We start from the raw sequence: 23,692 nt of genomic DNA, 5'->3' as shown, positions 1-23,692 counted from the left end.
ATAAAATGGATAGAATATATCTGGATAATGCCGCTACCACGCCACTCGCAGAAGAAGTTATTGATGCCATGGTACAGGTACTGAAAGTGAATTTCGGCAACCCCTCATCCACACACAGTTTTGGCCAGGAAGCGAAGATCCTGATCGAAACCGTACGCCGCGAGGTCGCGGATTATCTGAAGGTAACGCCTGCTGAGATCGTTTTTACCTCTTGCGGGACCGAATCTAATAACATGATTATAAAATCGTGTGTCAACCATTTGGCGGTAGAGCGCATTATCACTTCGCCGATGGAGCATAAATGCGTTGCAGAGACTGTCATGGACATGAAGAAACGCAGAGGGTTAGAAGTGGTGTATCTACGGCCAGACAGTAACGGTGACATCAGCCTTGATGATCTTGTGCAGCAACTGAAAAGTTCCGATAAGAAGACTTTGGTGAGTTTAATGCATGCCAACAACGAAATTGGCAACCTGCTCGACCTGAAGAAAACAGCACAGATCTGTAAGGAACACGGGGCGCTTTTCCATTCGGATACGGTACAGACGATGGCCCATATGGAGATTGATTTCTCAGACATTCCGGTGGATTTTGCCTCCTGCAGCGCACACAAATTTCATGGACCTAAAGGCAGTGGTTTTGCTTTCATACGCAAATCTTCAGGCCTTAAAGGGATTATTACCGGTGGCCCACAAGAGCGCTCATTGCGTGCAGGTACCGAGAACGTGTGTGGAATCGTAGGTTTGGGCAGAGCGCTGGAGCTTTCTTTGAAAAACATGCAGGCATACACCGAGCATATTAAAAGCATTAAAGAATACACGATACAAAAGCTTACACAAATAATTCCTGGTATCCGTTTTAACGGTAGAAGTGCTGAAGAAAGCAGCTTATACACGGTGCTGAGTGTATTATTGCCCTTTAAAGATCCTATGATTGGCCTTAAATTAGATATGAAAGGTATAGCCATATCACAGGGTAGTGCCTGCTCTTCCGGGGCTGCAAAACCATCGATGGTGATGATGATGCTATTGGATGACGAGGATATGCAACGCACAACGCCTTTAAGGATCTCCTTCAGCCATCTTACCACTAAAGAGGACATTGATGCGCTGGCAGAAGCCCTGAAGGAAATCTCACAGCCATTCATCATAGAAAATGCTGATGGTACCTATAGATAGGGAATAAGGATATTTAAAACTTTATCCGTAATTTTGTACAAAGAATATTAATTTTAAAAAATAAAGAAATGGCATTAGAAATAACAGATCAGTCGTTTAAAGAGGTTGTATTAAATTCAGATAAGCCAGTACTGGTAGATTTTTGGGCAGTATGGTGCGGACCTTGTCGTATGCTGGGACCAATCGTTGAAGAAGTTGCAGAGGATTTTGAAGGGAAGGCGATTGTAGGGAAAGTGGATGTGGACAACAATCAGCAGGTTTCTGTAGATTACGGAATCCGTAATATCCCTACACTTCTTATCTTTAAGAATGGTCAGGTAGTTGATAAGATTGTAGGTGTTAACTCGAAAGAGTTTATTACAGAGAAGTTATCTGCCCACTTATAGAAAATAATCTATTTGAAAATGAGTGCTTTCCTAATTGGGAAGCATTTTTTTGCAAAAAAGTTGTAGGTTACCAGAAAAGTGCTAATTTTGCACTCACGAAAACGAAAGAAGCTCTTTAAAAACAAATGATCCGGTAGTTCAGCTGGTTAGAATGCCGCCCTGTCACGGCGGAGGTCGCGGGTTCGAGTCCCGTCCGGATCGCTTTAAGATTTTTCAATTTTTATCTTTAAAAAAATTGATCCGGTAGTTCAGCTGGTTAGAATGCCGCCCTGTCACGGCGGAGGTCGCGGGTTCGAGTCCCGTCCGGATCGCGATTACTTTACCAAAGTAGCACAAAATGCTGTAAAACATAGGTTTTACGGCATTTTTCTTTTTATGCTGAAATCAAAGAGCAACAAATTCGCACATATTTTCAGTGACCTATTCAGTGACCTATTTCGGTTTCAAAAATAGGTCACTGGAAAAAATCTAAGCGAGCGATTGAAAATTGATTTTGAAATGATTTTTTCAGACCAAATTTTGGATTTTTTTTTCGAGTGTGTGCAGTGACCTTTTCAGTGACCTATGTCCAAGGAAAAAAGGGTCACTGGAAATCGCCGAAAGCCTTACTGTGAGCTTGTTTAGAAAGTGAACATCTTGCGGACGGTTTTCAGGAATTTTAAATTTAATGCTTAAAATATTAGTAAAATGAACCAGACTTTCAGCCTGCTTTTTTATGTGAAAAAAGCCAAAGAAAATGCTAAGGGAGAATGTCCAATTTACCTTAGAATTACAATCGACGGAAAAGCTACGGAAATAAGTGTGAAAAGGACGATAAAATTATCCCAATGGAATGCTGCTGCACAAAAGGCAACAGGATATACGGAGGCCATAAAACAACTTAACCATTATCTGAAAACCTTTGAGCAGCAGGTTCACAATGCCTATCACGATCTTATGAAAGATGGTGAACATATTACAACTGAAGTTTTAAAAAACAGATTAACTGGAAAAGAAGCAACCGGAAGAATGCTTATCGGTATTTTTAAGGATCATAATAATCGTATGGAAAAACTCGTAGGTAAAGAATTTGCACCTGGAACGCTGGGTAGATACCGCACCTGCCTTAACCATACTTTAGAATTTCTTAAATGGAAGTATAGAATTTCTGATATTAATATTAAGAAAATTGATTATGCCTTTTTAAATGATTTTGAATTTTTTCTGCGGACTGAAAAGGCCTGCAACAATAATTCGGCTGTAAAATATTTGAAAAACTTTGGAAAGATTATCAGAATTTGCCTTGCTAACGGTTGGATTGAAAAAAATCCTTTTCTAAATTATCATTCAAAATTTGAAGAAGTTACAAGAGTATATCTGAATGAAGATGAACTTACTAGATTAACGGAGAAGGATTTTAAAAATGAAAGACTCTCATTAGTCAGGGATATTTTTTTGTTCAGTTGCTACACCGGTTTGGCTTATATTGATACAAAACAACTAACCAAACAAAACATTTCTTTTGGACTGGATGGAAACAAATGGATTTTTACGAAAAGACAAAAAACAAAAACAGCTTCTAATATTCCACTACTGCCACAAGCAATGCGTATTATTGAAAAATATCGCGACAATCAGTATTGCTCTGTGAGTGGAAAGTTATTGCCCATCCTCACTAATCAGAAAATGAATGCTTATCTGAAAGAAATTGCAGATTTGTGTCAGATTGATAAAGAATTGACATACCATATTGCACGACATACCTTTGCTACTACTATTACTTTGTCAAATGGCGTTTCCATTGAAAGTGTAAGCAAAATGCTCGGTCATAAAAATATAAAGACCACACAACATTATGCGAAGATTTTGGATAAAAAAGTAAGCGACGATATGAGCAATCTCACATCTATCCTCCAACAGAAACAAGAATTACAAGAACAAAAGATTAATAAAGTTGGTTTTTAGTTTTGTTAATCGGTGATCCTTATATTTCTACCGATAAAAATCTTGTTTTTACCGATTAAACTTTGTGCTTGTGAGATGTGTTTTTAAATTAGAAGAAAATTTAGCGAATGTTATATCGATTCCCTCATGCGATATTTTTTTTAATAGTTGCTGTTACTCCTGCCCTTGCATTTTCCCAGGAGAAAAAAGATTCACTTTCTACAAAAGACATCCAGGAAGTTTTAATAAAATCCCAAAAGAAGAAACAGTTTTCCGACCATACGAATTACACCTTCGATAAGGAGGCATTGGAAAAAGCAAGACATTCCAAAGATTTGCTTACCACGCTGCCCGAACTGCAACTCGACCCGATTTCCAATACTGTTACAAGTATCAAGGGTGGAAAAATTCTCTTTCTGATTAATGGAATTGAAGCCAGCGACAACCAGATTAAAAGCATTGCACCAACGAACGTGGTGCGTGTGGAATATTTCGACATTCCGCCTGCAAGATATTCCCAAAGAGCCGATACCGTGGTGAACATTATTACAAAAAATCCGGAAGTCGGCTAATCCTATGGCGCGGATGTGACTTCTGCATTAACAACAGGCTTAGTGAACGGTTCCGCTTACGCTGGTTATACGAAGGGAAAGAACGATTTCGGTTTGGAATATTCAATCAATTTGAGAGACTATGACAATAGAATTGTCGATAAAATCTACGACTACAACAGAAAGACCAGTTTGGCTACACCAACCAGAATATCGCTTTGAGATACTCGAATGTCGTTCCTGGTAACTACACTTTTCAGGCGAAGGTAAGCATTTTCTTCAATTCAAATTTTAACAAAGGAATTGGACAAAGTATTTTCACGCAGGACAATCTCGCAGAAAACCACAGCACAGTCCACAACAGCAATTCCGCCTACACCGCACCGACTTTGGACCTCTATTATTCCAAAAATATCGGGAAGAAGGACGAATTGAGTTTAAACTTAATCGGTTCGCATTATACCACAACTTCCTCGCAATTCGACCACGAATGGAATACTGCGGACGATACCGACGTATTTAACAACGATATGAATCTGAAGGCAAAACAGACCGGAGTCGTCGGCGAGATTGCGCACACGCACCAGTTTGAAAAAGGAAAGTTGAGTTCCGGCTACCGAATCTCGAACACCGCGATTTCAAATGATTTGGTGAACCTTCTCGGTGCGTCGCATTACGATGTGAATTATCTGGAACAATACCTCTACACCGAATATTCCGGAAAGTGGCACAAGTTGGGTTACCGTTTCGGAATCGGCGTGACGAATATCCACAACAAAAGCGCAGAAACCACGCAGAACGACTGGGCGCCGACACCGAAACTAGTGTTGAGTTACGATTTGGCGAAAAACCAAAGTTTGAGACTGACAACAGATTACACCTCTCAAAGTCCGTGGGCAGAAGCATTGAGTAGTAACGTTACCCAAATAGTTCCAAATATTTACCGTAGTGGAAACCCCTTCTTGAAGCCGAAACATACTTTTAGAAATAATCTGACCTATTCGTTTAACAACAAATATTTCGATGTTAATGCCACAGCGTTATACAATTATCTGAAAAGGGACATTGCACAGTTCTACACATTCGACAGCAATTTGGATGGTTTTGTTTTGAGGAATGTGAATGCCGATTATACAAGGCAGCTTGGCGTTCAGATTAGCGGAAATGTAATACCTTTTGGAAGCAATGTCTTTATTGCGAGATTTAATTTGCAGCCCGCCTCCATATTGGTAGAGACTGTTGATGGTAAGGAAATTAAAAACAACTATGTTCAGAACTGGTTTACACTTTCTTTCGAATATAAGAACTTTTATTTTCAGTATTCATTCCGTTTTCCGTCGTAATATCTTGAGCGGAGCCTTCCTCTCTGCAACTAAGCAATCAAAACATTGCAAAACCCTTTAAAACCCCCATTTTAAAGGGTTTTCTTTTTTTATAGCATTTCAATAAATACCAAAAAATTACAAACTTAAGGAGTGTCATTCGGTGAGTACCTAAATAACACTCAACTACTCACCGCGATTTTTGTAAACAGCCTGTACAAACACTGTTTCAAAGATTGAACATCTTGCAGGAGGCTTGGTTTAAATTTAATTTTAACCTTAAAGTCACCACACAATGAACAGTTACACTCTGCTTTTCTATGCCAAGAAAACCAAAGGCAATCCCGAACTTTCAGTCATCTATCTGCGAATTACTGTAAAAGGGAAAAGAGCCGAACTTTCCACAGGACAAACCATCACTACCTCATCCTGGAATTCCAAAGCCGGAAAACTTTCCGGAACCGGAAACCAGGCCAGAACAGTTAATGCCTTTCTGGTCAGTATTCGGTTGAAATTTTTACAGTGCAATAACGAACTCATTACGGCAAATAAAGAAATATCCTGTGATTCTCTCAAAAACCGATTTTTAGGTATTGATGAAAAGAAGATTACCATAATGGAAGTTTTCAGGGATCAAAATAGGCAGATGGAACCTTTGATTGGGAAATCATTTGCTCACGGTACCTGGAAGCGTTATGAAACCTCTGCACGGCATACCGTTAAGTTTATGCAGTGGAAATACAATGTGGAGGATATGGATGTTCTGGCGATCAGTCCGGCCTTTGTGAGCAATTATGAATTTTGGTTACGCACCGTTAAGAAATGCGGTAACAACACAGCGGTTAAATATATCAAGAACTTCCAGAAAATTGTAAATATTTGTCTGGCCAATGACTGGATTCAGAAGAACCCGTTTATCAGTTACAAAGCCAAGCTTACGCCGGTAACCCCAAATTTTCTGGATGAAAATCAACTGGCAGCAATTCAGAATAAAGTGTTCAGAACAGAGCGGTTAACTTTGGTGCGCGACATTTTTGGTTTTCGACCAAAAGAACCAAAACAAAAATCGATGTCCGGCTTCCCATTCTGCTGATTGCTGAGGAAATACTTTTGAAATATAAAGACCATCCAAAATGTCTGAACGAGGGAAAAGTTTTACCGATACTGAGCAATCAGAAGATGAATGAGTATTTGAAAGAAATTTCAGATCTCTGCAAAATTGGTTTTGATCTTACCTTTCATACTGCACGCCATACCTTTGCTACTACGGTGACATTGAGTAACGGTGTGCCTCTCGAAACCGTTAGCAAGATGCTTGGGCATTCCAGTTTAAAAATGACTCAGCATTATGCAAAAATCATTGACCGCAAAATTGGCGAAGATATGTATAGACTTCAGGAAGTGCTGGGAATGAAAAAGGAAAACAAAAAACTCGGCACATAGCCGGTTTTAGGTTTTTAACTATTCTAAGTAGTACTTCCTCATTTAATACCTCAGCGATTTTTTCTGAAATAAAATGTCTTATGCTAGTAAAATCTTTAACCTTTTTTTACTTTTTAAAAAAAATCAACCTCAAGCACGCATCGAAATTCTCGGCAAACCAATCTTATGTTCTTGCGGATAAGGTTGCCGCCATATCATGCTGATGTCTTCATTAATTTTTTGGTGTATCTCAATCTGATTTTCATTATCTTCTGCATAACGCGGATCTGGTATAAAGGGCATCTTTGGCATTTTATTAATGGTAATGGTCGGAAAATGAAAATCCACTTCCACAATTCCCAAAAGCAGATAACAGCCGCCGCCCTGGAAAGGATACTGTTTCAGATTATTAGGAAAATGAGCGGTGTCGAAATACTCACCTTCCGCGTCAATCCAGGTTCCGAAATACATCCTGACTTTTTTGGTTGGAACGTGTTTCCTTGAAATAAGGTAGGGTGTTTTTGTTGATTCTACAATTTACGGTAATATAGAATACATATTATATAAATTATTTTCTTTCTACGTAGAAGTTGAATACAATAAATCTTTTAATAAAATAATTAAAATGGTATGTTATGAAGATTTAAAAGATAAAATTAATTAAATTTTACGGTCAAATAATTCTTTTCTCAACTTCCATTTGATTATTGTATAAGTGTGAAATACGACTCTTACTTAGTTTTTCCTATTTTCAAAAGCTTATTATCTTTCATATATGTTCCAAAATCAAATTTGAAATCAAAGAGTTCTTTAGGCTCAATTCCTGCGGCTAAAGAAATTCGAATGAGTGTAGAAAGTTTTGGTACATTTTCCTTATTTAATAGCCGATAAATTTGCCGTCTGTCTAAATTAGCTGCCGCTGCCAACTCCGCAACTTCAATACTCTTAAACTCCAATAGTTTCTGCAAATGGTCTGTTAGAGCAATAAAATACTTGTCTTGTATTGTATTCATCTTATAAATGTGACATAATTGTCAAAATTTTCATTGACATATTTGTCACAATTGAAAAATGTTTTATATATTTGTTTTATCAGATTACTTAATAAAAAGTAATTTTGCGACACTTCTAAAAAAATATTGAAGCTTCGCTTTGAATCTCGACTGGAAAACTGGTAATTTAAGGAACGAGAGGATAAGTAGAAGGCTCACGTCCCGGGCGTGGGCTCTCTTATCGTTCCAAGGTATACCAGTACCCCCAGTCGGTAAGTTGAGTTCCACGCCTTTTTTGTGCAGTACACTCAGCGTTCATCGAAAACTCTTTAATAAGTCTCGCTAAGATTAGACCTCTACAGCAGTGTGCACAACTGTTGCGGCCAAAGTGCTTCATTTAGTTTTTATTTTCATATCAATCGGCTTTGCATTTGAGAAAAGCCATCTGATGATTTTGGATAATGGAGTAAGTATCGTTTTTCTCATTGGCAAGGCTTTAAAACAAAAGCCTATGTAATAATTTTCCAAAACAAAAAGCCCTTCCTGCATATTATGGGGTAATCATGCAGAGAAGAGCATAGTCTTAATTTTCTAACTAAAACTTTACAAAACTATGAAAATCTTCCTGAAGTATTTGGGATGGGGTTGCCTTGTCTTGATATTGAGTACATTAAGGACTCAAGTTACAGCACAGAATAAGAAGCCACTCTCAAAAAATCCAGAAATAAAATCATTGCTTCCCGGTGAAAAAATCCCTGAAAACCTCCGGTTTCATCCACTTAAATTGATCAACGGAACAAAAGAAACTATAAGTCTTTCAGATTTTAAAGAACGTCTGGTAATTCTTGAGTTTTGGGCAAGTAATTGTTCAGCCTGTCTAAAAAATATTCCAAAAGTAGCTGAAATCAATAATCAGTTTAAAAACAGAGCGATCATATTGCCTATTTCAGAACAGCCAAAAAGTGTTATTGCAAAGTTTTTCCAGGGGGATTATGGAAGAAAATATACCGATTTAATATCAGTAACAGATGACAGTATACTTGGAAAGTATTTTCCTCATTATGGAGTCCCTTACCTGATCTGGATTTACGACGGCAAAGTTATGAGTACCACTGATGCCGGACAGCTTTCTGCAGAATCAGTTAGTGATATTTTGCAGGAAAAAAAATCTTCTCTCAAAAATATACAGCAGATGGATGCTTCTAAGCCTTTGTTTCTTAAAGAAAGCTATTTTGATAATGATGCCACAACACTGCAAAACTATTTTATTCTTTCAAAAGGTGCCGTTAACGGAATTGGTTCTGGAAGTTCATTCAGAAAATCTCCTACAGGTGCAATTAATGGGAGAATGTTCAGCAACCTTCCGCTTAGTGATATTCTCTTTGCGATAGGCCTGGAAATTTTTAAACAGAAAGGAGAAGTGGCACTTTTCAACGAGAAGAGGGCGGTAATCAATGTAGCGGATCAATCTAAAATTTTTCAGTTGACGGACGACTATATTGATAAAGATAACCTTTACAGTTTGGATCTGATTGTCCCAGAGAAAAAGGCAGATTCACTTTATTATTTTATGCTTGATAACCTTAACCGTTATACTGGGTTTAAATCAAAATTTAAAGTTGTTCCCACTAAATGTTTAGTATTAAAAAGAACATCTAAAAAAGATAAGATAAGAACTAAGGGAGGGAAAAGAATTTCAACATTTCCGCGAACACCCTCTATAATCCAGAATGCACCACTTTCTGTCATGGTAAATATGTTGAACGGCAAAACACCAATTTCATTACCCATCATTGATGAAACAAATTATACTTCTAATGTGGATATGCAAATCTCATCAATTACAACAGTTGAAAAACTGCAGAAAGAACTTTTGCAATATGATCTTGAATTAATAGAGGCTTCAAGAAATCTTCTGATGCTGATAGTTGAAGAAAATAACCAAAAACAAAATTAACAATATGAAGAAATCTTTGTTTATTACGCTAATAATATTGGGATCATTACTTCATGCCCAAAAAATGCTTCGTGGAACTGTGATAGACGAATCCACTAATCTTCCCTTAACCGGAGTTAATGTATCATTTGAAGATTCTGACAAACTTGCGCTCACAGACCAATATGGAAAATTTGAACTTCCAATAACACAGGAAGGCAAAAAAGTCAAATTTAGATTTAACGGCTATGAGACAGTTGAATTTTCTGTGGATCAGTTGAATAAATCTAATTTTATAATTAGGCTTAAGTACAAAATAAAGGAAATTGAAGGTGTTAGTCTGCTTTCAACAGGATATCAGAAAATCCCTAAAGAAAGAGCTACCGGCTCATTTACTGAGGTTGACAATCGGTTGTTCAAAAATCAGGTTTCCACAAATGTCCTAGACCGTTTGCCGGGAATAGCGGTTGGAATCATCGTGGATAAAGGGACATCCTTAACAAAACCGCAGTTTATGATAAGGGGGCTAAGTACAATCAGAGGACCGAAATCACCTCTGATTGTAATTGATAATTTTCCTTACGATGGTGACCTCGGGAATATAAATCCGAATATTGTTGAAAACATTACCATTCTCAAGGATGCCTCTGCAGCGAGTATTTGGGGAGCCAGAGCAGCAAACGGGGTTATTGTAATTACTACCAAGACAGGCAAATTCAATCAGCCGACTTCTTTTAACTTCACAATGAATACCATCGTTACGGGGAAACCTGATTTAAGTTACATTAAGCAAATATCCAGTGCCGATTTTATTGAGTTAGAACAGGAGTTGTTTAGCAGAGGGTTTTACAATACGGATATTAATTCTTCCAGCCATCCAGTTATATCGCCAGTAGTTGCATTGTTAGATAAGGAAAAAAAAGGTCTGGTAGATCATTCCGCGGTAATTGAGCAGCTTAACAAATGGAAACAGATTGATATGAGGGAGGAGTTTAAAAGATATATGTACAAAGCCTCTATCAACACACAATATGCTTTTGATGTTTCTGGCGGAAGTAATCGATTTTCCTGGTCTTATAATCTCGGTTATGATGATAATGAAGGTAATTTGGACGAACGGTATAAAAGGATAAATTCGAGGATTCAAAATACATGGCAGCCAAACGATGCAATCAAATTTAACTATTCGATACAATACAATGCTACAGAAACAAAAAGTGGAAGAACGCCGTATGGAACAGTATCAATGAAAAATAACAACGCTGTTCCTTATATGCAGTTAGCCGACGAATTTGGTAATGGCTTACCCGTATTTGCGGGATATAATCAGGATTATAAAATCGCGTTGGGCAACGGGAAATTATTAGATTGGAATTATTATCCTTTAACGGATTGGCAGCATAATATTTCGTCCTCAAAAAACAATGAGATTATTATTGCTGCTGGTTTAAATTATAAAATTATGAAGGGACTGGATATGGATTTAAAATACCAATTTCAAAATAATATTGGTGTTGCAGAAAATTTACAGGACGAAAAAAGCTACTACACTATTAATTACATTAATAGGTTTACGCAACTCAATTCTAATGGAAGCTTAACTTATGCTGTTCCGCGTGGGAGCATATATGGAAGATCCGTTTCTCATTTGAGAGTAAATAATTTAAGAACACAGCTAAATTATGGTACCAATTGGAATAAAAGTCAGATTAATGGATTGGGCGGTATTGAAATTAGAGATATTAACAATGAATATATGAATAACAGATTTTACGGATATAATACAAACAATCATACTGCTGGTGTTGTTGACTTTACCAAACCGTACCCTGTTATCACCGGTGGAAATTCATTCATTGACAATTTAAATGCTATGGGGGAAACTACTAACAGGTTTGTTTCTGTATTTGCGAACGCAGCATATATTTACGATAAAAGATTGATATTCTCAGCAAGCGCTAGAAGGGATGCCAGTAATTTATTCGGGCTTAAGACAAATAATCAATGGAATCCGTTTTGGTCTGGCGGGTTAGCTTGGATCATTTCGAATGAGGAATTTTACAAATGGGATACGCTTCCTAAATTAAAGATCCGCAGTTCCTATGGTTATAATGGAAACGTTGATCCTGCAATGGTTGCGGTTTCTACGGTTTCTTACTCAGCAAATAATTCAATTTACACAGGAACAAAAATGGCTCAGTTTAGTAATTATTTTAATCCAAATCTTAAATGGGAAACAATAAAAACATTTAATCTGGGTCTTGAATTTTCGTCAAAAAATTCAAGAGTGAGCGGTTCAATCGACTATTTTAATAAAAAGGGGAGTAATTTGTTTGGCCAGACACCAATGGATTATACGACCGGAATAATAAGTATGCTATGGAATGTTGCAGGGATGAAGTCAAATGGTGCTGATATAGAATTAAGAACATTAAATATTAATAGTAAAATTCAGTGGAGCAGTCTTATTAATTTTAGCGTCGCAAAAGAAAAAGTTACAAAATATTTTCTATCCAATACTGTTGGCCGGCAGTTTGTCGTTTCACCAGTCCCAATTTCAGGTGTGGAAGGGTTACCGGTATATTCCATATTTGCTTATAAATGGGCTGGATTAGACCCTGCTACTGGAGATCCGCAAGGTTATCTAAACGGAGAAATAAGTAAGGATTATGCAAAAATAACAGGGGTAGGTACGGATTTAAAAGATTTACAGTATTTCGGTTCTGCTGTTCCTACACTATATGGTTCTTTTATTAATACAATATCATTCAAAAATTTTACTTTGGATTTGGGAGTTACTTATAAACTTGGCTACTGGTTTAGGAGAAGCTCGATTAACTATACCAATCTGTATAGAGATTGGGCTGGGCATAGCGATTATGCATTAAGATGGCAGAAACCTGGGGACGAACTTATTACAAACGTACCTTCAAATATATATAAAACTAATACAAACAGAGATGCATTTTACGCTGGATCAAGTATTTTAGTTGAAAAAGGGGATCACGTAAGATTACAGTTTATCAATTTTAATTATTCATTATCTCAGGAAATGCTAAATAACCTTCCGCTTAAATCTTTGGATCTATATTGTAACATCTCAAATATTGGACTTCTATGGAAAGCAACTAAGCAAGATATTGATCCGGATTTTAGTCTTGGAAACAATACACTCAAAGCCCCATTAACTATTGCATTTGGATTAAAAACAAAATTTTAAAAAATTATGAATAGAATTTATAGATTAAAAGTTTTAGTGATAATTTTAATTACTTTAACTAATTGCCGTGATTTTTTATCAGAAAAATCTGATGTTAAATTGGCAATACCAGAAAAAATTGAAGACAATCAGGCTTTGTTAGATCAGTATGGATTTATAAATATTGATTTTTCAAGTATTGCCGAAACCAGCTCTGATGATATTTATCTCAATGATTCAGACTATAATTCGCTCCCTTATGATGAATATAAACGATTATATACATGGCAGCCAGATAATGTAACACCGCCTGTATCAGTTGGCAATGCGTGGGTGCATTGCTATCGCGCAATATATATTTGCAATTCTGTATTAAAAAATATTAATGATTACAATCTGACAGGAATTGATGCTGATAATGTTAAAGGACAAGCGCTAGCATTAAGGGCAATACGTTATTTAGATGGTGTTCAAGCATGGTGCAAAGCCTACAATTCTGCTACTGCAGGAAACGATTTGGGATTACCATTAAAACTTGACCCCGACATGAATGCTCCGTCGACAAGGTCTTCGCTTCAAGATACTTATGCGCAAATAATTGCTGATTTAAAAAGTGCAATCGATTTACTGCCAGAGAAGCAGATATCTGTAACAAGAATGTCCAAAACAGCAGCACAAGGTATTTTGGCAAGAACCTACCTTTATATGGGAGATTATGAAAATTCGCTGAAATATTCATTGGAATCTCTTAAGAGTAATAGCAAACTTTTGAACTATAATCAACTAAATCAACAAGCGGATTTTCCAATAAATGACTTGAATGAAGAAATTTTGTTTTGGGGAGCCATGAAATATGATTATCATCTTATACCGGCCAAAATTCCTCTTTCGTTATTCAACAGTTACAGTGACAACGACTTAAGGAAAAATATTTTTTTCAGAACCAATGCATCTGGAGAAATTCTATTTAAAGGCTATTATCTAAATTCTAATGGCCCTTTATGCGGTATAGCTGTTGATGAAATCTTTTTAATGGCAGCTGAATCTTATATAAGGAAAGGTAATATTGTCGATGGTTTAGCAAAACTTAACGAATTATCAGAAAAAAGATGGAAAATTGGGACTTTCATTCCTTTTTCTGCTTCTACACAAGAAGATGCTTTGGAGATTGTTTTGACAGAACGGAGAAAGGAGCTGATATTAAGGGGTTTGAGGTGGGCAGACATAAAGCGTCTAAATTTGCAAGGAAAGAATATTGTTCTGAACAGAAATGTAAATGGTCAATCATACATTTTGCAACCAAATGATTTAAAGTATGCAATAGCAATTCCCGAAGATATTATTAAATTAACTGGCATGCAACAGAATCCAAGATAATCAGGGATGCGTGGGCATCCCTGCTTTAAAAATTGGCTAAGGTTTTCTTTCTCCAGGATTAATTGCTAAAACTTGTGAGTTGCTCATTCCACCAATGTATTCTTCTAGAGAAGTGCCTTCGGCTACCAAAATATGGCAAGGTCTTGCTCCATTGGACTGACAGGATGAGCTGCCGCTTGGACTCCAATTTGAAACATTTCCGAAAGCTCCTTCTGTCGTATCACTACTGTTGTAGTAATAAACAGTGTCAGTAACAACATTCTCAGATTTTTCAAAGGATTGGATTGAGAATAACAAAGCCAAAATAAATAACGTGAAAATTCCAATTTTTAATAGATGCGTATTTTTCATTGTCCAGGTCTTTTTTTCTGTAAAAAAAGGTTGCCATAAAAAACTTTGGTTAGAGTTAATTTTCTTATTTAATTCTGAATTAAATTGTAACACAAAATTCACTAACATTGGAATAATAAACATTTTGATTATTGAGAATATTATATTATTTATCTCAGAAAACATTATTAATGATGCTTGATGTATTATTAATTTTGATTACTAAAACTTTTTGCAATATCTAGGTATTTTAGAGAGATTTAGAAAGTTGGTCTTGTGGAAGGCATTATACATGGCTATGTAACTTGAAAAATTGTTTTTAAATGCAATTTCTTTTAAAGTGAGATTGGTAAACATAATGTCTCTGATGGCGTTTACCATTTTCATTTTCAAAACAAAGGCTTGATGCGAGGAGCCATAATAGTCTTTGGAATCCTTAAGAAATTGTCGATAGTTAATTTCGGATTCATTTTTAATTGAAAAATTTTCCTCATTTAATGCTTGAACTAAAATTTTATTCAAGTACTTAAATCTATGATTTTTAAAGTCTATATTTTGAGTTGTCAATATTACCGTGTGTAACAAATAAACTGGATTATCAATATGGTCGATTTTGAATCCAATTTGAAAAGTTAGTGTTTGTTTGCTTACATGGAGAGTTCGTACAACCTGTAGGAATCTTTTATGATTTTTTTGGAAGGATGATTTCAAGGAAAAAGGAATTTTTTCTTCATTAGAATAATAATTACTGCTTTGAAGATTGATTAAAAAATCAGGAAAAATCGTTTTGAAAAAATCAATATAAAAAGAAAGCATTTCCCTGCTTTCCTCCATTATTTTTTTCAGCAGAAGAAGGCTGTAAACAGAATCTTCAAATGGAAGTTCTGAAAATAAATTAAATGCCTCTTCAATTTTATCATCTGCAATTTTAAGAATACCTATATTCATACAGTCTAATTTTTTCCTTTGCAAAAAATGAAATTCATTTTTTCAGAAAAATAAGACCTAAATGTTTATGACACAAAATATATAAGTCGTAATTTATAAATAATGACGTAATTTTAATCTTTTAAGGAATATTTACTCTTAATTTTATGATATTATTCAAGTTCCTTTTTCCTCTGCTTAATAAAATCTGTCGGACGGATCCCATTTATTTCCAAAAAGAGATCTGAAAAGTTTTGTCGCGAAGAAATCCCACATTCATCTGCCAAACCCTGTACTGAATAGCTCAAAACTTTAGCGTCGTTATACATGAGGTCGGTGACATAGTTGATCCGTAGAGTAGAGATATACTTATTGAAATTCACGCCCATCACATCATTGATATATTGGGAGAGATATGTTGTATTAGTTTTAAAATTTTCCGCCAGTTGAGGAAGGGTTATTCCTTTTTCTTTAAAACTTTTTGTATCTTCAAATTCTTTTAGCTTTTCAGCCAAATCAGTGAAAACATCTTTGCTAATTACGGCTTTACTTTGTTGCGGAATATTTTCGTAAGAAACTGCTGGTGTAGGTTGGTGAGTTTGTAATCTCTCTTCTAATTCGGAATATTTTTTTCTGATGAGTTTTTCTTTTTGATAAAGCTTCCATGCTATAAAAATTAATCCAATTACAGCGAGAATTAATAATAATATTGCACCTAAACTCCAATAATTTTGCTTTTCTAATTTACCCTTCGCATCCTCTAAAATTTGAGTATCGTAATCTTTATGAATTTTTGCAGAGAGATAAGGGAAGTCCTTGGCTAAAATGCTGTCTGCTTTCAGCAAATTCTTGGTGTAGTGGAGTTCTTGTTTATCATTCTTTTTCTCTTTCCAATATTTGATGAGCAGTTCATAATTTTCGCGTAGTTCCGGAACAATAAATTTGTGTTTTTGGAAAATAGAATCAACCTTCTCAAACTGCTGTATCGCCTGTTCTTGTTTTCCCAATCCTAAATAACTTTTCCCAATATAAAAATCTGCAACTGATGTCCAGGAAAAATCATTGTTTTTTTTAAGCACTGGTAACGCGCTGGTAAGATTTTGAATTGCATCATCATAATTTTTTTGATAATACTCGAATATCCCTTTGCATTTTGTAAAATAGGCTTGTTCTAAAGGAAACTCTTTACTTTTATTTGTGAAATTTAGTCCCACTTCTACTAATGAATCCGCCTTTTTGTAATTTCCCAAATTCCTGTAGCAGATGGTGGCTTGGTGTAAACTGTTGAGGTAGCCTTTGCTATTATTAAAAATGGTGTTAGGATGTAAATCTCCATATACGCACAGTTCCGTAAGTTATACGGAGTGTCACCCTTATCAAATCTTTTTTTCAATGAATCATAGTAGGAATCCAAATGTTTTTTAACTGCAGGATAATCCTCGATATTTACAGGCTTTATCCCTTTTTCCTTAATTCCATTGTGTGTATTAATTAACCATAAATCAGCGAAATCATATCCGTATCTTTTAATGTCCCTGCCACGTAAAATCGGTCGTATAATTTCTTCACTTTTAGGATCCTGTTTTATCAGTTCTTTTCGCTTTTCGCCCGTAATGATAAACGCATCATTAAAACCTGTTTTAATCCCATAATTAATTGAAATATCCCAATCTTTCAGGGGTTTGCCTACTTTCTCAATTTTGTCTTTAATGTGCCTTTCAATAGTTGAAAGAATCACCCAACTTTCAGAATTTCTAAAATCTGAAAAAACAGAGTTCTGACTAACAAAAACGCTCAAATTATTTAACAGCTTTTCTTTGATGATGCAAGCCTGTGTTTTGAACTCATTTTTTTGCTTAGCATACATCAGAATATTGGTATCTACAGTGGCAGTATCAAAAATTTGATTTCCGGAAAAATCAATCAGAGTTAATGGATTGGTTTGCTCCACAAAGAAACGACGAAGACTTTCGCCATAATTTGCCCGCATCCATTTGTTGGAAGTAATGAACATCAGTAAACCATTTTCACGCAGAATATTGTATCCCTGCTCATAGAATAAGCTGTAAATGTCACCGGTTTTGGTGTAAGTTTTAAAACTTGCTTTTTCCAAAGCATCGCTTTCCGCACCCATTTTCTGCAACTGGATATACGGCGGATTTCCAATAATCACATCAAAGCCAATAAAGTTGCCTTCATCATCCAGCACTTCCGGAAATTCGAAGCGCCACTCAAAGGCATTTTCATAAATCTTATTGCTTTTTACTTCCTCAATAACATCCTCAATTTTCTGAATTTTATTTTCAAGGTCTTTTTTGTCTTTTTGTTGTGCCTTGGTTAATTCCTCACCGAAAAGTTGCTCACTTCCATACTTTGTAAAATATTTTCCGCGCAACAGATTGAGATTTTTCATCTCTTTGCTGTTTCGGCTGATTTCAGTTCTGAAATCATTTTTCAGAGCAACCAAAAATTCTTCAAGACTTCTTTTCTTCTCCTTGCTTTCTGCTTCTTTGTACTCGCGAACTGCATTTTTGTAATCTTCAACCGTAACTTTTGATTTTTTGAACGCTGATTTCAAATCGCTGTCTAAAGGAAAGCGACTAATAAGCGAGTTTCCGTTTTTGATATTGATATCAATATTCGGTAAGGTTTCAAGTTAGGTTTCAGATTTATAGTAGGCATTTTTCAGCAACTCAATCCACAGACGAAGACGGCAAATTTTAACGGAATTCGGGTTTAGGTCAACTCCAAAAAGGCAGTTTTCAATAATGGTCTGCTTTTCGTGAAAAAGGGTTTCTTGAACGCGCTGGCTTTCTTGGTTTTTAGGGTTGTAGCGGAACAGTTTGCTGGTGTTGGTATCTGTAATGACAATTTCATCGCTTTCAACTTCAACATTATAGTCTTTGAATTTTTTACCGTTTTTATCCGCTAAAATTCCAAGATCATTTTTAATAGAAATCATTTCATTAAGAACAGAAACCAGGAAATGGCCGGAACCCACTGCAGGATCACAAATTTTGACTGAATTTACAATCTCATTGGCTTCTTTTACATCCTCAATTTTGTTATAGAGTTGGGTAAAATCCTGACAGTTCCAATCTTTTAAACTGTTGAATTTTTCAATTACCGCTTTCCGCAATACTTCACGGCTCATATACATTGTGATAGAACCAGGTGTGTAAAAACTTCCGTCCTTATATCCGTTGATTTTTTCGAAAATAAGTCCTAAAACCGAGGCGTTGATAATAGTTTTATTTTCTTCCTGAATTTCTTCCGTTCCTTCACTTGCAAAATCATAAGCATCCAAAAACTCGAACAAATATTGTAAGGTATTGAGTTCGCCTGTTCTTTTTTTACCTTGTCCATCTTTCAAAACGGTATTTCCCAACAACGGAATTTTTTTATCATCCCGAAGATTGCTCATCATTAATGTGGTATGCTCCAATTCGGTCGGTTCGAACAAGGAACTGTTCAGATAAGGCACTTTTTCAAATGCTTTTCGGACATCAGAATTGCGGTCCTCAAACTTTTTGGCCAAAACCTGAAAAAACAAAGTGTTGAGATCGTCATACTGGCGCAGTTTATAAAAGTTCAGAAACGCATAGGATTTATCACCACCGTGATAATTGATTAGCTGACCTTCCAATAATTTCAAAAATAAAACACGGTTAATCCAGGTAATATTGAGTTCCAACGCAATATTGAATAACTTCTCGTCCGTAGTTTCACCGTACAGAAACGATTTTTTAACACGATTTACTTTATCCAAAGTGTCGAGTTGAATGATCGTATCCTCAAGTAAAGATCCGGAGTTTCTTTGTGCAGGTTTATTCCTTTCGATTAATCTTTTTCCGCCATCTTTGGTTTCAACAAGTCCAATAATATGCAGTAATTCGTTATAGAAACTTTTGTCGAGAGTGTTACTGTCATTGATAAACGGAAGTTTAAGCAAATGCTGTGGAGATAGTATTTTGAAAAGTGCAATCAGGTTATTATCGTCTTCCTTGATGTCATTTCGGACAAATTTTTCAAAATCTTTCAGGTTGAAATGGGTGTATTCCAAACTTTCAATTACGGCATCAATAGCAGGTTTCGCAATTTCGGAATAGAAAAAATCGGTTTTGTTTCCTGAAAGTCTTTTACTTTCAAAATCCTCATTTTCCTTGATGAAAAAATAACTAAGTTTTATTTTATATGATTTTGGTTTATTTTAAACACTTAAATTTAAAAAATTAAACTATGATTTACGGTTACATTAGAGTCAGCACCGACAAACAGACAGTAGAAAACCAGCGCTACGAAATCAACCAGTTTTGCGAACGAAGTATTGTGGTAGTAGACAAATGGCTGGAAGAAACCATTTCCGGTTCCAAAAAATTGGAAGAAAGAAAACTCGGCAAGCTTCTCAAAAAAATGAAAAAAGGAGATGTGCTCATCTGTTCCGAACTTTCTCGTCTAGGTAGAAACCTTTTAATGATTATGGGAATCCTTAACAAATGTATGAACCGCGATATTCAGGTTTGGACCATAAAAGACAATTACCGTTTGGGAAGCGACATCAATTCAAAAGTTCTGGCATTTGCTTTTGGCTTATCCGCAGAAATAGAGCGCAACCTCATTTCTCAAAGGACAAAAGAAGCACTCGCAAGGAAGAAAGCTGAAGGCGTGATTCTTGGCCGTCCGAAAGGAAGAAAATCAGCAAAAACAAAACTCACAGGACAGGAAAAGAAAATCAAAGAACTTCTCGACAAAAAAGTGTCTTATTCTGCAATCGGTAGAATCCTGAATGTTCATAGACTGACGGTTTCGGCTTTTGTTAAGGAGAAAATGTAGTATATTTAAAGAAAAGCTAATGGCAAATCTTACAGTTGTTCTTACTTATAGAGATGTTTTTGGAAAATCTTCCGAAGTTGATGTAATTGACTTATTGACAGGTGTTTCACCCGAAAAATTGTTGCTAATTTTGGGAAAAACAAATGCGTATCTATTGCAGGGCATAAGCTCTCATCAAATTTTTCAATCCTATACAAGTAGCTTCACTAATCATTTTTTTAAGTCTGAAATATTAAAGATTGACTTTAGGCTTAATTCAAACCGCAATAATGTATTCTTTAATGAAAAAGCAAACTTTAATTTCTTAAAGTTTGTCGTGGAAAATTTTGATTTTTTAGACCAGAATAAACTTGCTGACGATTCAGAAATTCTTGAAATAAATTTTTTTAGATCGTATTTGATTTTTAACCAATTGATTTATGATTCAACTACTGAAAATTTTCTTAAAGAGATTCCTGCAGAGCATTTTTTAGAGTTTGCACAAATATTAATGATTAAGAAAACTATCATTGATCAAGAGGTTACAGATTTCTTTTCAGATATTGTAAAAATAAAAGCTCATCTTCATTATTTTTTTCTCAATGAAAGAGACCTGTTGGAGCAATTCTATAATCTTAATAAAATTGAAAATCCAGACCTTTGGATTTTTGAAATTTTTCGCATCTTGACATTGGCTGAAAATTATGAAAATATCACTTTTTACGTTGAAGGTGACCATTGGATTGCAGATTATTGTGATGGAATCTTGATAAATAAAATTATTGGAAAATCTATTGCAAGCGAGGTAGATTTGAAGTTAAATAGTTTATATAAAAAAGATGGTAAATATTATGTGATGAACTGGTCTCATTTTGGTCAGCATTTATTTCATAGAATAACGTACCAACTATACGAATTGTACAAAAACAAAAATAATGTTACTCTCAAATTTGACACTTATAAATCAATGATTGCAGAAGAGGTCTCGGAAAAAATTGTTTTTAGAAAAGCTATTGAGAAAAGCTATGGTAGAAAAGGAACTTTTATTTCTTATGATACTACTCTTTTTACTGGATTTCCAGACTGTTATTTACGATACAATAACTTTATTTTTATTTTTGAATTCAAAGATAACGCGTTATCAAAAGAATTTATTCAGGATGATTCATATGAAAATACAAAATCATTTATTGATGAGAGATTCATTATGAAAATCAAGAATGGTAAGAATAAACCAAAAGGAATTTCTCAATTAAGAAATGTTATCAAATCCCTAAATGAGAATTTACACAAAGTAGATCCAAACTTAACCAAAAAATATAAAAAATCCTCTATTGAAATCTACCCTGTAATTGTCGTTAGTGAAACATTGTTTTCATTACCTGCGGTGGAATCATATTTAACTAAAGAATTTAGGAAGATAAAGCCAGAAACTGAATTTCGAAAAATTAATGATTTATCAGTTATAAATATTTCATATTTAATTCAATACTTTTTAAATGCAGAAAAACCTGACTTTTATTCAATTTTGAAATCTTATATTCTTAAAAAGAAAACCTACAGAGAAAGGGGGTTTGTGCCGGACTTCCCCACGATAGAAAAAATTACTTATCCTGAAGTTGCAAAAGCGAAACAATTAGTTGAAATTGCTAACGAACTTCCAATTTGTGATATAGATTTAGACGAGCAATTAAGAAGAGTTCGTGAAAGCAATTGAAATTAAATCATCAAAAAATAATATAAAGGAATCTATCTCACTGAGGTAGATTCTTTTTTTTGTTCCAAAAGATAATTAAAATCGTCATTTCTCAACCCTGCACATTGTTTCACCACGCTTGGGATTGCTCATTGCTTTGCTGTATATTTTCCATCCACTTTTTTTTGCGGATAACTTTTATAATTCTGATTATTAATGAGTTGTCATAATATTTGGGTCACCACTCTGCATTGATTTGCTTTATTTTTTTAAATTTGAATGATGTGGCTACAAAACAAAATAGATTTATTTACGATTTCAGACACCGAAGATTATTCCTTACCTGTTCTTCCTGCCAAGGTTAAAGCCGGTGGGTATGGCAGTTTTGAAAGTACGGCTTTAGATTTTGCTGAAGACAATATCGAACTTCTCAAACTTTTGATTAAGGATAAAGAAGTAACATTTTTTGGCAAAGTAACAGGAGACTCTTTAAACGGTATTGGTATTTTTGACGGTGATATTTTGGTTATTCATAAGGGCAAAATTCCTATTGAAAACGATATTATCGTAGTGTTTTATCAGGGTGAATTTTTTGTGAAAAGATACAAACCAAAATACAGTACAGAGTCAAATAGGCTAAAGACAATAAAATTGAAATCCGAGAATCCTGCTTATTCGGATATGGATATTTCAGAGGACACAGATTTTGAACTTTGGGGTGTAGTTACGTGGAACTTACACCAATTACGTAAATAATGTTCGCCCTTATTGACGGTAATAATTTCTATGCGAGCTGCGAGAGGATCTTCCGACCAGAGTTGCGTAATAAACCGGTTGTTGTTCTCAGTAATAACGATGGTTGCGCTATTGCCAGAAGTAATGAGGCCAAAAAGTTAGGAATTACGATGGGGAGATTCGTGAACTTACAATGGAGGTTGACGATTGCTTTATGCTCTGCATGCTGATGGAGTTTTTAACAATGGCGCTGTGGAACTAAAAGATGTTGCAGAAAATTTTGAGAAACTCTTTAACATTGATTTGGGGCAGTTCCACAGGACTTTCCTTGAAATAAGAATCCGAAAATCCTCTAAGACCAAGTTTCTGGATACCCTGAAAGATACTTTAGAGAAAAGGATGGAGGATGCGGATGAAAATTAAATTACTAATCAAAATACATTAATATATGAAATCAAATTTACTATTATTCTTTTTGCTGTTTACTTGCTGTACCGCTTTTGCCCAGACGCAGTTGTATTTTAAATATGACGAGGCGGGCAACCAGCGCTACCGCGGCGACAACCAATATGCAAAACCCACCAAAGAAGAGGATCCAATCCTAGAGCTTGCCACCGAAAGCAAGACCGCTGAGGACCAGTTCTGGTCGACGGTGCAGATATACCCTGTCCCGGTTCAGGACATGCTTACTATCAGTTGGACGGACGAAGCCGACCAGCTTATTGATAATGTCACCCTATACCAGCACAATACGGTGGCAAATGTTTTCTCAAAGAAAAACCTTCCCAACCTGAACCGTACCGTAAATATAAACATGATCGGAATGTACATGGGTGTTTATATCCTCAGCTTCCAGCTTAAGGACGGTCGCACCATGAGCAGGAATATTACCAAACTCTAAACTTT

At 35.5% G+C, this 23,692-nt stretch carries 22 protein-coding genes, 2 tRNA genes and 2 pseudogenes; 19 read left to right on the top strand and 7 right to left on the bottom strand.

The features are described 5' to 3' along the window. Nucleotides 1-5: 5 nt before the first annotated feature. The 10 genes from CO230_RS07720 (at nt 6) to CO230_RS12425 (ending at nt 6,803) form a co-directional block, all read left to right on the top strand. Nucleotides 6-1,178 carry a cysteine desulfurase family protein gene (locus CO230_RS07720; protein WP_122028068.1) on the top strand — a complete coding sequence of 391 codons (1,173 nt, stop codon included), beginning with the start codon at nt 6-8 and terminating at the stop codon, nt 1,176-1,178. 68 nt (nt 1,179-1,246) lie between these two features. Further along, nucleotides 1,247-1,564 carry a thioredoxin gene (trxA, locus tag CO230_RS07715; protein WP_122028067.1) on the top strand — a complete coding sequence of 106 codons (318 nt, stop codon included), beginning with the start codon at nt 1,247-1,249 and terminating at the stop codon, nt 1,562-1,564. Between the two features lie 127 nt (nt 1,565-1,691). Continuing rightward, nucleotides 1,692-1,765, top strand: a tRNA-Asp gene (locus tag CO230_RS07710). Between the two features lie 36 nt (nt 1,766-1,801). After that, nucleotides 1,802-1,875, top strand: a tRNA-Asp gene (locus tag CO230_RS07705). Nucleotides 1,876-2,251: 376 nt separating this feature from the next. After that, nucleotides 2,252-3,508, top strand: a complete 1,257-nt coding sequence (locus CO230_RS07700) for a site-specific integrase (RefSeq protein WP_122028066.1) — start codon at nt 2,252-2,254, stop codon at nt 3,506-3,508. A gap of 107 nt (nt 3,509-3,615) precedes the next feature. Next, entirely contained in the window at nt 3,616-4,059 is a 444-nt protein-coding gene (locus CO230_RS12440; RefSeq protein WP_228438086.1) for a hypothetical protein, read from the top strand. Between the two features lie 42 nt (nt 4,060-4,101). Next, nucleotides 4,102-4,260, top strand: coding sequence for a hypothetical protein (locus tag CO230_RS12435; protein ID WP_228438084.1), 159 nt, complete (start codon nt 4,102-4,104; stop codon nt 4,258-4,260). Then, entirely contained in the window at nt 4,257-5,381 is a 1,125-nt protein-coding gene (locus CO230_RS12430) for a TonB-dependent receptor domain-containing protein (RefSeq protein ID WP_228438082.1), read from the top strand. Before CO230_RS12435 ends, CO230_RS12430 begins: the two co-directional genes overlap by 4 nt. Nucleotides 5,382-5,655: 274 nt before the next feature. Beyond that, on the top strand, nt 5,656-6,453 hold the full coding sequence (locus tag CO230_RS07690; RefSeq protein ID WP_228438080.1) for a phage integrase SAM-like domain and Arm DNA-binding domain-containing protein: 798 nt from the start codon (nt 5,656-5,658) through the stop codon (nt 6,451-6,453). A gap of 17 nt (nt 6,454-6,470) precedes the next feature. Then, nucleotides 6,471-6,803: a site-specific integrase gene (locus CO230_RS12425; RefSeq protein ID WP_228438078.1), complete on the top strand. Its 333-nt coding sequence runs from the start codon at nt 6,471-6,473 to the stop codon at nt 6,801-6,803. Between the two features lie 129 nt (nt 6,804-6,932). On the opposite strand, the pseudogene CO230_RS07685 reads toward CO230_RS12425, so the two are convergent. After that, nucleotides 6,933-7,295 (bottom strand): annotated as a pseudogene (locus CO230_RS07685) (DNA polymerase III subunit alpha); the annotation flags it as partial. Between the two features lie 218 nt (nt 7,296-7,513). After that, nucleotides 7,514-7,795 carry a helix-turn-helix domain-containing protein gene (locus tag CO230_RS07680; protein WP_122028065.1) on the bottom strand — a complete coding sequence of 94 codons (282 nt, stop codon included), beginning with the start codon at nt 7,793-7,795 and terminating at the stop codon, nt 7,514-7,516. 592 nt (nt 7,796-8,387) lie between these two features. Here CO230_RS07680 and CO230_RS07675 point away from each other — a divergent pair. The 3 genes from CO230_RS07675 to CO230_RS07665 are packed head-to-tail and all read left to right on the top strand — an operon-like array spanning nt 8,388 to nt 14,286. Beyond that, nucleotides 8,388-9,731, top strand: coding sequence for a TlpA family protein disulfide reductase (locus CO230_RS07675; RefSeq protein WP_122028064.1), 1,344 nt, complete (start codon nt 8,388-8,390; stop codon nt 9,729-9,731). Nucleotides 9,732-9,735: 4 nt separating this feature from the next. After that, complete coding sequence (locus CO230_RS07670) at nt 9,736-12,930, top strand: SusC/RagA family TonB-linked outer membrane protein (RefSeq protein WP_162990004.1); 3,195 nt, start codon at nt 9,736-9,738, stop codon at nt 12,928-12,930. Between the two features lie 6 nt (nt 12,931-12,936). Then, nucleotides 12,937-14,286: a RagB/SusD family nutrient uptake outer membrane protein gene (locus tag CO230_RS07665; RefSeq protein ID WP_122028062.1), complete on the top strand. Its 1,350-nt coding sequence runs from the start codon at nt 12,937-12,939 to the stop codon at nt 14,284-14,286. 36 nt (nt 14,287-14,322) lie between these two features. On the opposite strand, the gene CO230_RS07660 is transcribed toward CO230_RS07665, so the two are convergent. The 5 genes from CO230_RS07660 to CO230_RS12415 form a co-directional block, all read right to left on the bottom strand. Next, complete coding sequence (locus CO230_RS07660; RefSeq protein WP_122028061.1) at nt 14,323-14,760, bottom strand: hypothetical protein; 438 nt, start codon at nt 14,758-14,760, stop codon at nt 14,323-14,325. 78 nt (nt 14,761-14,838) lie between these two features. Next, nucleotides 14,839-15,564, bottom strand: coding sequence for an AraC family transcriptional regulator (locus tag CO230_RS07655; protein WP_122028060.1), 726 nt, complete (start codon nt 15,562-15,564; stop codon nt 14,839-14,841). 152 nt (nt 15,565-15,716) lie between these two features. Then, nucleotides 15,717-16,793: a helix-turn-helix domain-containing protein gene (locus CO230_RS07650; RefSeq protein WP_162990003.1), complete on the bottom strand. Its 1,077-nt coding sequence runs from the start codon at nt 16,791-16,793 to the stop codon at nt 15,717-15,719. Continuing rightward, the gene (locus CO230_RS12420; protein ID WP_228438076.1) at nt 16,763-18,121 is read right to left on the bottom strand and encodes an Eco57I restriction-modification methylase domain-containing protein; all 1,359 of its coding nucleotides are present in this window, start codon (nt 18,119-18,121) and stop codon (nt 16,763-16,765) included. Before CO230_RS12420 ends, CO230_RS07650 begins: the two co-directional genes overlap by 31 nt. Before the next feature lie 78 nt (nt 18,122-18,199). Continuing rightward, entirely contained in the window at nt 18,200-19,606 is a 1,407-nt protein-coding gene (locus CO230_RS12415; protein WP_228438075.1) for a hypothetical protein, read from the bottom strand. A 176-nt stretch (nt 19,607-19,782) separates the two neighbouring features. Between CO230_RS12415 and CO230_RS07640 the strand changes: the two genes are divergently transcribed. From CO230_RS07640 to CO230_RS07615, 6 genes and pseudogenes are all read left to right on the top strand, one after another. Then, nucleotides 19,783-20,376, top strand: a complete 594-nt coding sequence (locus CO230_RS07640; RefSeq protein WP_122028058.1) for a master DNA invertase Mpi family serine-type recombinase — start codon at nt 19,783-19,785, stop codon at nt 20,374-20,376. A 19-nt stretch (nt 20,377-20,395) separates the two neighbouring features. Beyond that, the gene (locus CO230_RS07635) at nt 20,396-22,072 is read left to right on the top strand and encodes a hypothetical protein (RefSeq protein ID WP_122028057.1); all 1,677 of its coding nucleotides are present in this window, start codon (nt 20,396-20,398) and stop codon (nt 22,070-22,072) included. Between the two features lie 258 nt (nt 22,073-22,330). After that, nucleotides 22,331-22,807 carry a LexA family protein gene (locus CO230_RS07630; RefSeq protein ID WP_122028056.1) on the top strand — a complete coding sequence of 159 codons (477 nt, stop codon included), beginning with the start codon at nt 22,331-22,333 and terminating at the stop codon, nt 22,805-22,807. Beyond that, nucleotides 22,807-22,962, top strand: a pseudogene (locus CO230_RS07625) (SOS mutagenesis and repair protein UmuC); the annotation flags it as partial. The gene CO230_RS07630 and the pseudogene CO230_RS07625, both read left to right, overlap by 1 nt. 31 nt (nt 22,963-22,993) lie before the next feature. Beyond that, complete coding sequence (locus CO230_RS07620; protein ID WP_122028055.1) at nt 22,994-23,209, top strand: RteC domain-containing protein; 216 nt, start codon at nt 22,994-22,996, stop codon at nt 23,207-23,209. A gap of 25 nt (nt 23,210-23,234) precedes the next feature. Beyond that, nucleotides 23,235-23,687 carry a T9SS type A sorting domain-containing protein gene (locus CO230_RS07615; protein ID WP_122028054.1) on the top strand — a complete coding sequence of 151 codons (453 nt, stop codon included), beginning with the start codon at nt 23,235-23,237 and terminating at the stop codon, nt 23,685-23,687. The last annotated feature ends 5 nt before the right edge of the window (nt 23,688-23,692 follow it).

Source organism: Chryseobacterium sp. 6424 (assembly GCF_003692615.1).
GTDB lineage: Bacteria > Bacteroidota > Bacteroidia > Flavobacteriales > Weeksellaceae > Kaistella.
Note: the sequence above shows the minus strand (reverse complement) of the source record. Positions and strands in the feature narration are given on the sequence as shown.

Excerpts from the sequence above, each read along its gene's own strand:
- CO230_RS07615 (WP_122028054.1), top strand. The coding sequence starts at position 23,235 with ATGAAATCAAATTTACTATTATTCTTTTTGCTGTTTACTTGCTGTACC.
- CO230_RS07665 (WP_122028062.1), top strand. The coding sequence starts at position 12,937 with ATGAATAGAATTTATAGATTAAAAGTTTTAGTGATAATTTTAATTACT.
- CO230_RS07640 (WP_122028058.1), top strand. The coding sequence starts at position 19,783 with ATGATTTACGGTTACATTAGAGTCAGCACCGACAAACAGACAGTAGAA.
- CO230_RS07690 (WP_228438080.1), top strand. The coding sequence starts at position 5,656 with ATGAACAGTTACACTCTGCTTTTCTATGCCAAGAAAACCAAAGGCAAT.
- CO230_RS07670 (WP_162990004.1), top strand. The coding sequence starts at position 9,736 with ATGAAGAAATCTTTGTTTATTACGCTAATAATATTGGGATCATTACTT.
- CO230_RS07630 (WP_122028056.1), top strand. The coding sequence starts at position 22,331 with ATGATGTGGCTACAAAACAAAATAGATTTATTTACGATTTCAGACACC.
- CO230_RS12440 (WP_228438086.1), top strand. The coding sequence starts at position 3,616 with ATGTTATATCGATTCCCTCATGCGATATTTTTTTTAATAGTTGCTGTT.
- CO230_RS07655 (WP_122028060.1), bottom strand. The coding sequence starts at position 15,564 with ATGAATATAGGTATTCTTAAAATTGCAGATGATAAAATTGAAGAGGCA.
- CO230_RS07700 (WP_122028066.1), top strand. The coding sequence starts at position 2,252 with ATGAACCAGACTTTCAGCCTGCTTTTTTATGTGAAAAAAGCCAAAGAA.
- CO230_RS07675 (WP_122028064.1), top strand. The coding sequence starts at position 8,388 with ATGAAAATCTTCCTGAAGTATTTGGGATGGGGTTGCCTTGTCTTGATA.
- CO230_RS07660 (WP_122028061.1), bottom strand. The coding sequence starts at position 14,760 with ATGTTTATTATTCCAATGTTAGTGAATTTTGTGTTACAATTTAATTCA.
- CO230_RS07720 (WP_122028068.1), top strand. The coding sequence starts at position 6 with ATGGATAGAATATATCTGGATAATGCCGCTACCACGCCACTCGCAGAA.
- CO230_RS07680 (WP_122028065.1), bottom strand. The coding sequence starts at position 7,795 with ATGAATACAATACAAGACAAGTATTTTATTGCTCTAACAGACCATTTG.
- CO230_RS07635 (WP_122028057.1), top strand. The coding sequence starts at position 20,396 with ATGGCAAATCTTACAGTTGTTCTTACTTATAGAGATGTTTTTGGAAAA.
- trxA (WP_122028067.1), top strand. The coding sequence starts at position 1,247 with ATGGCATTAGAAATAACAGATCAGTCGTTTAAAGAGGTTGTATTAAAT.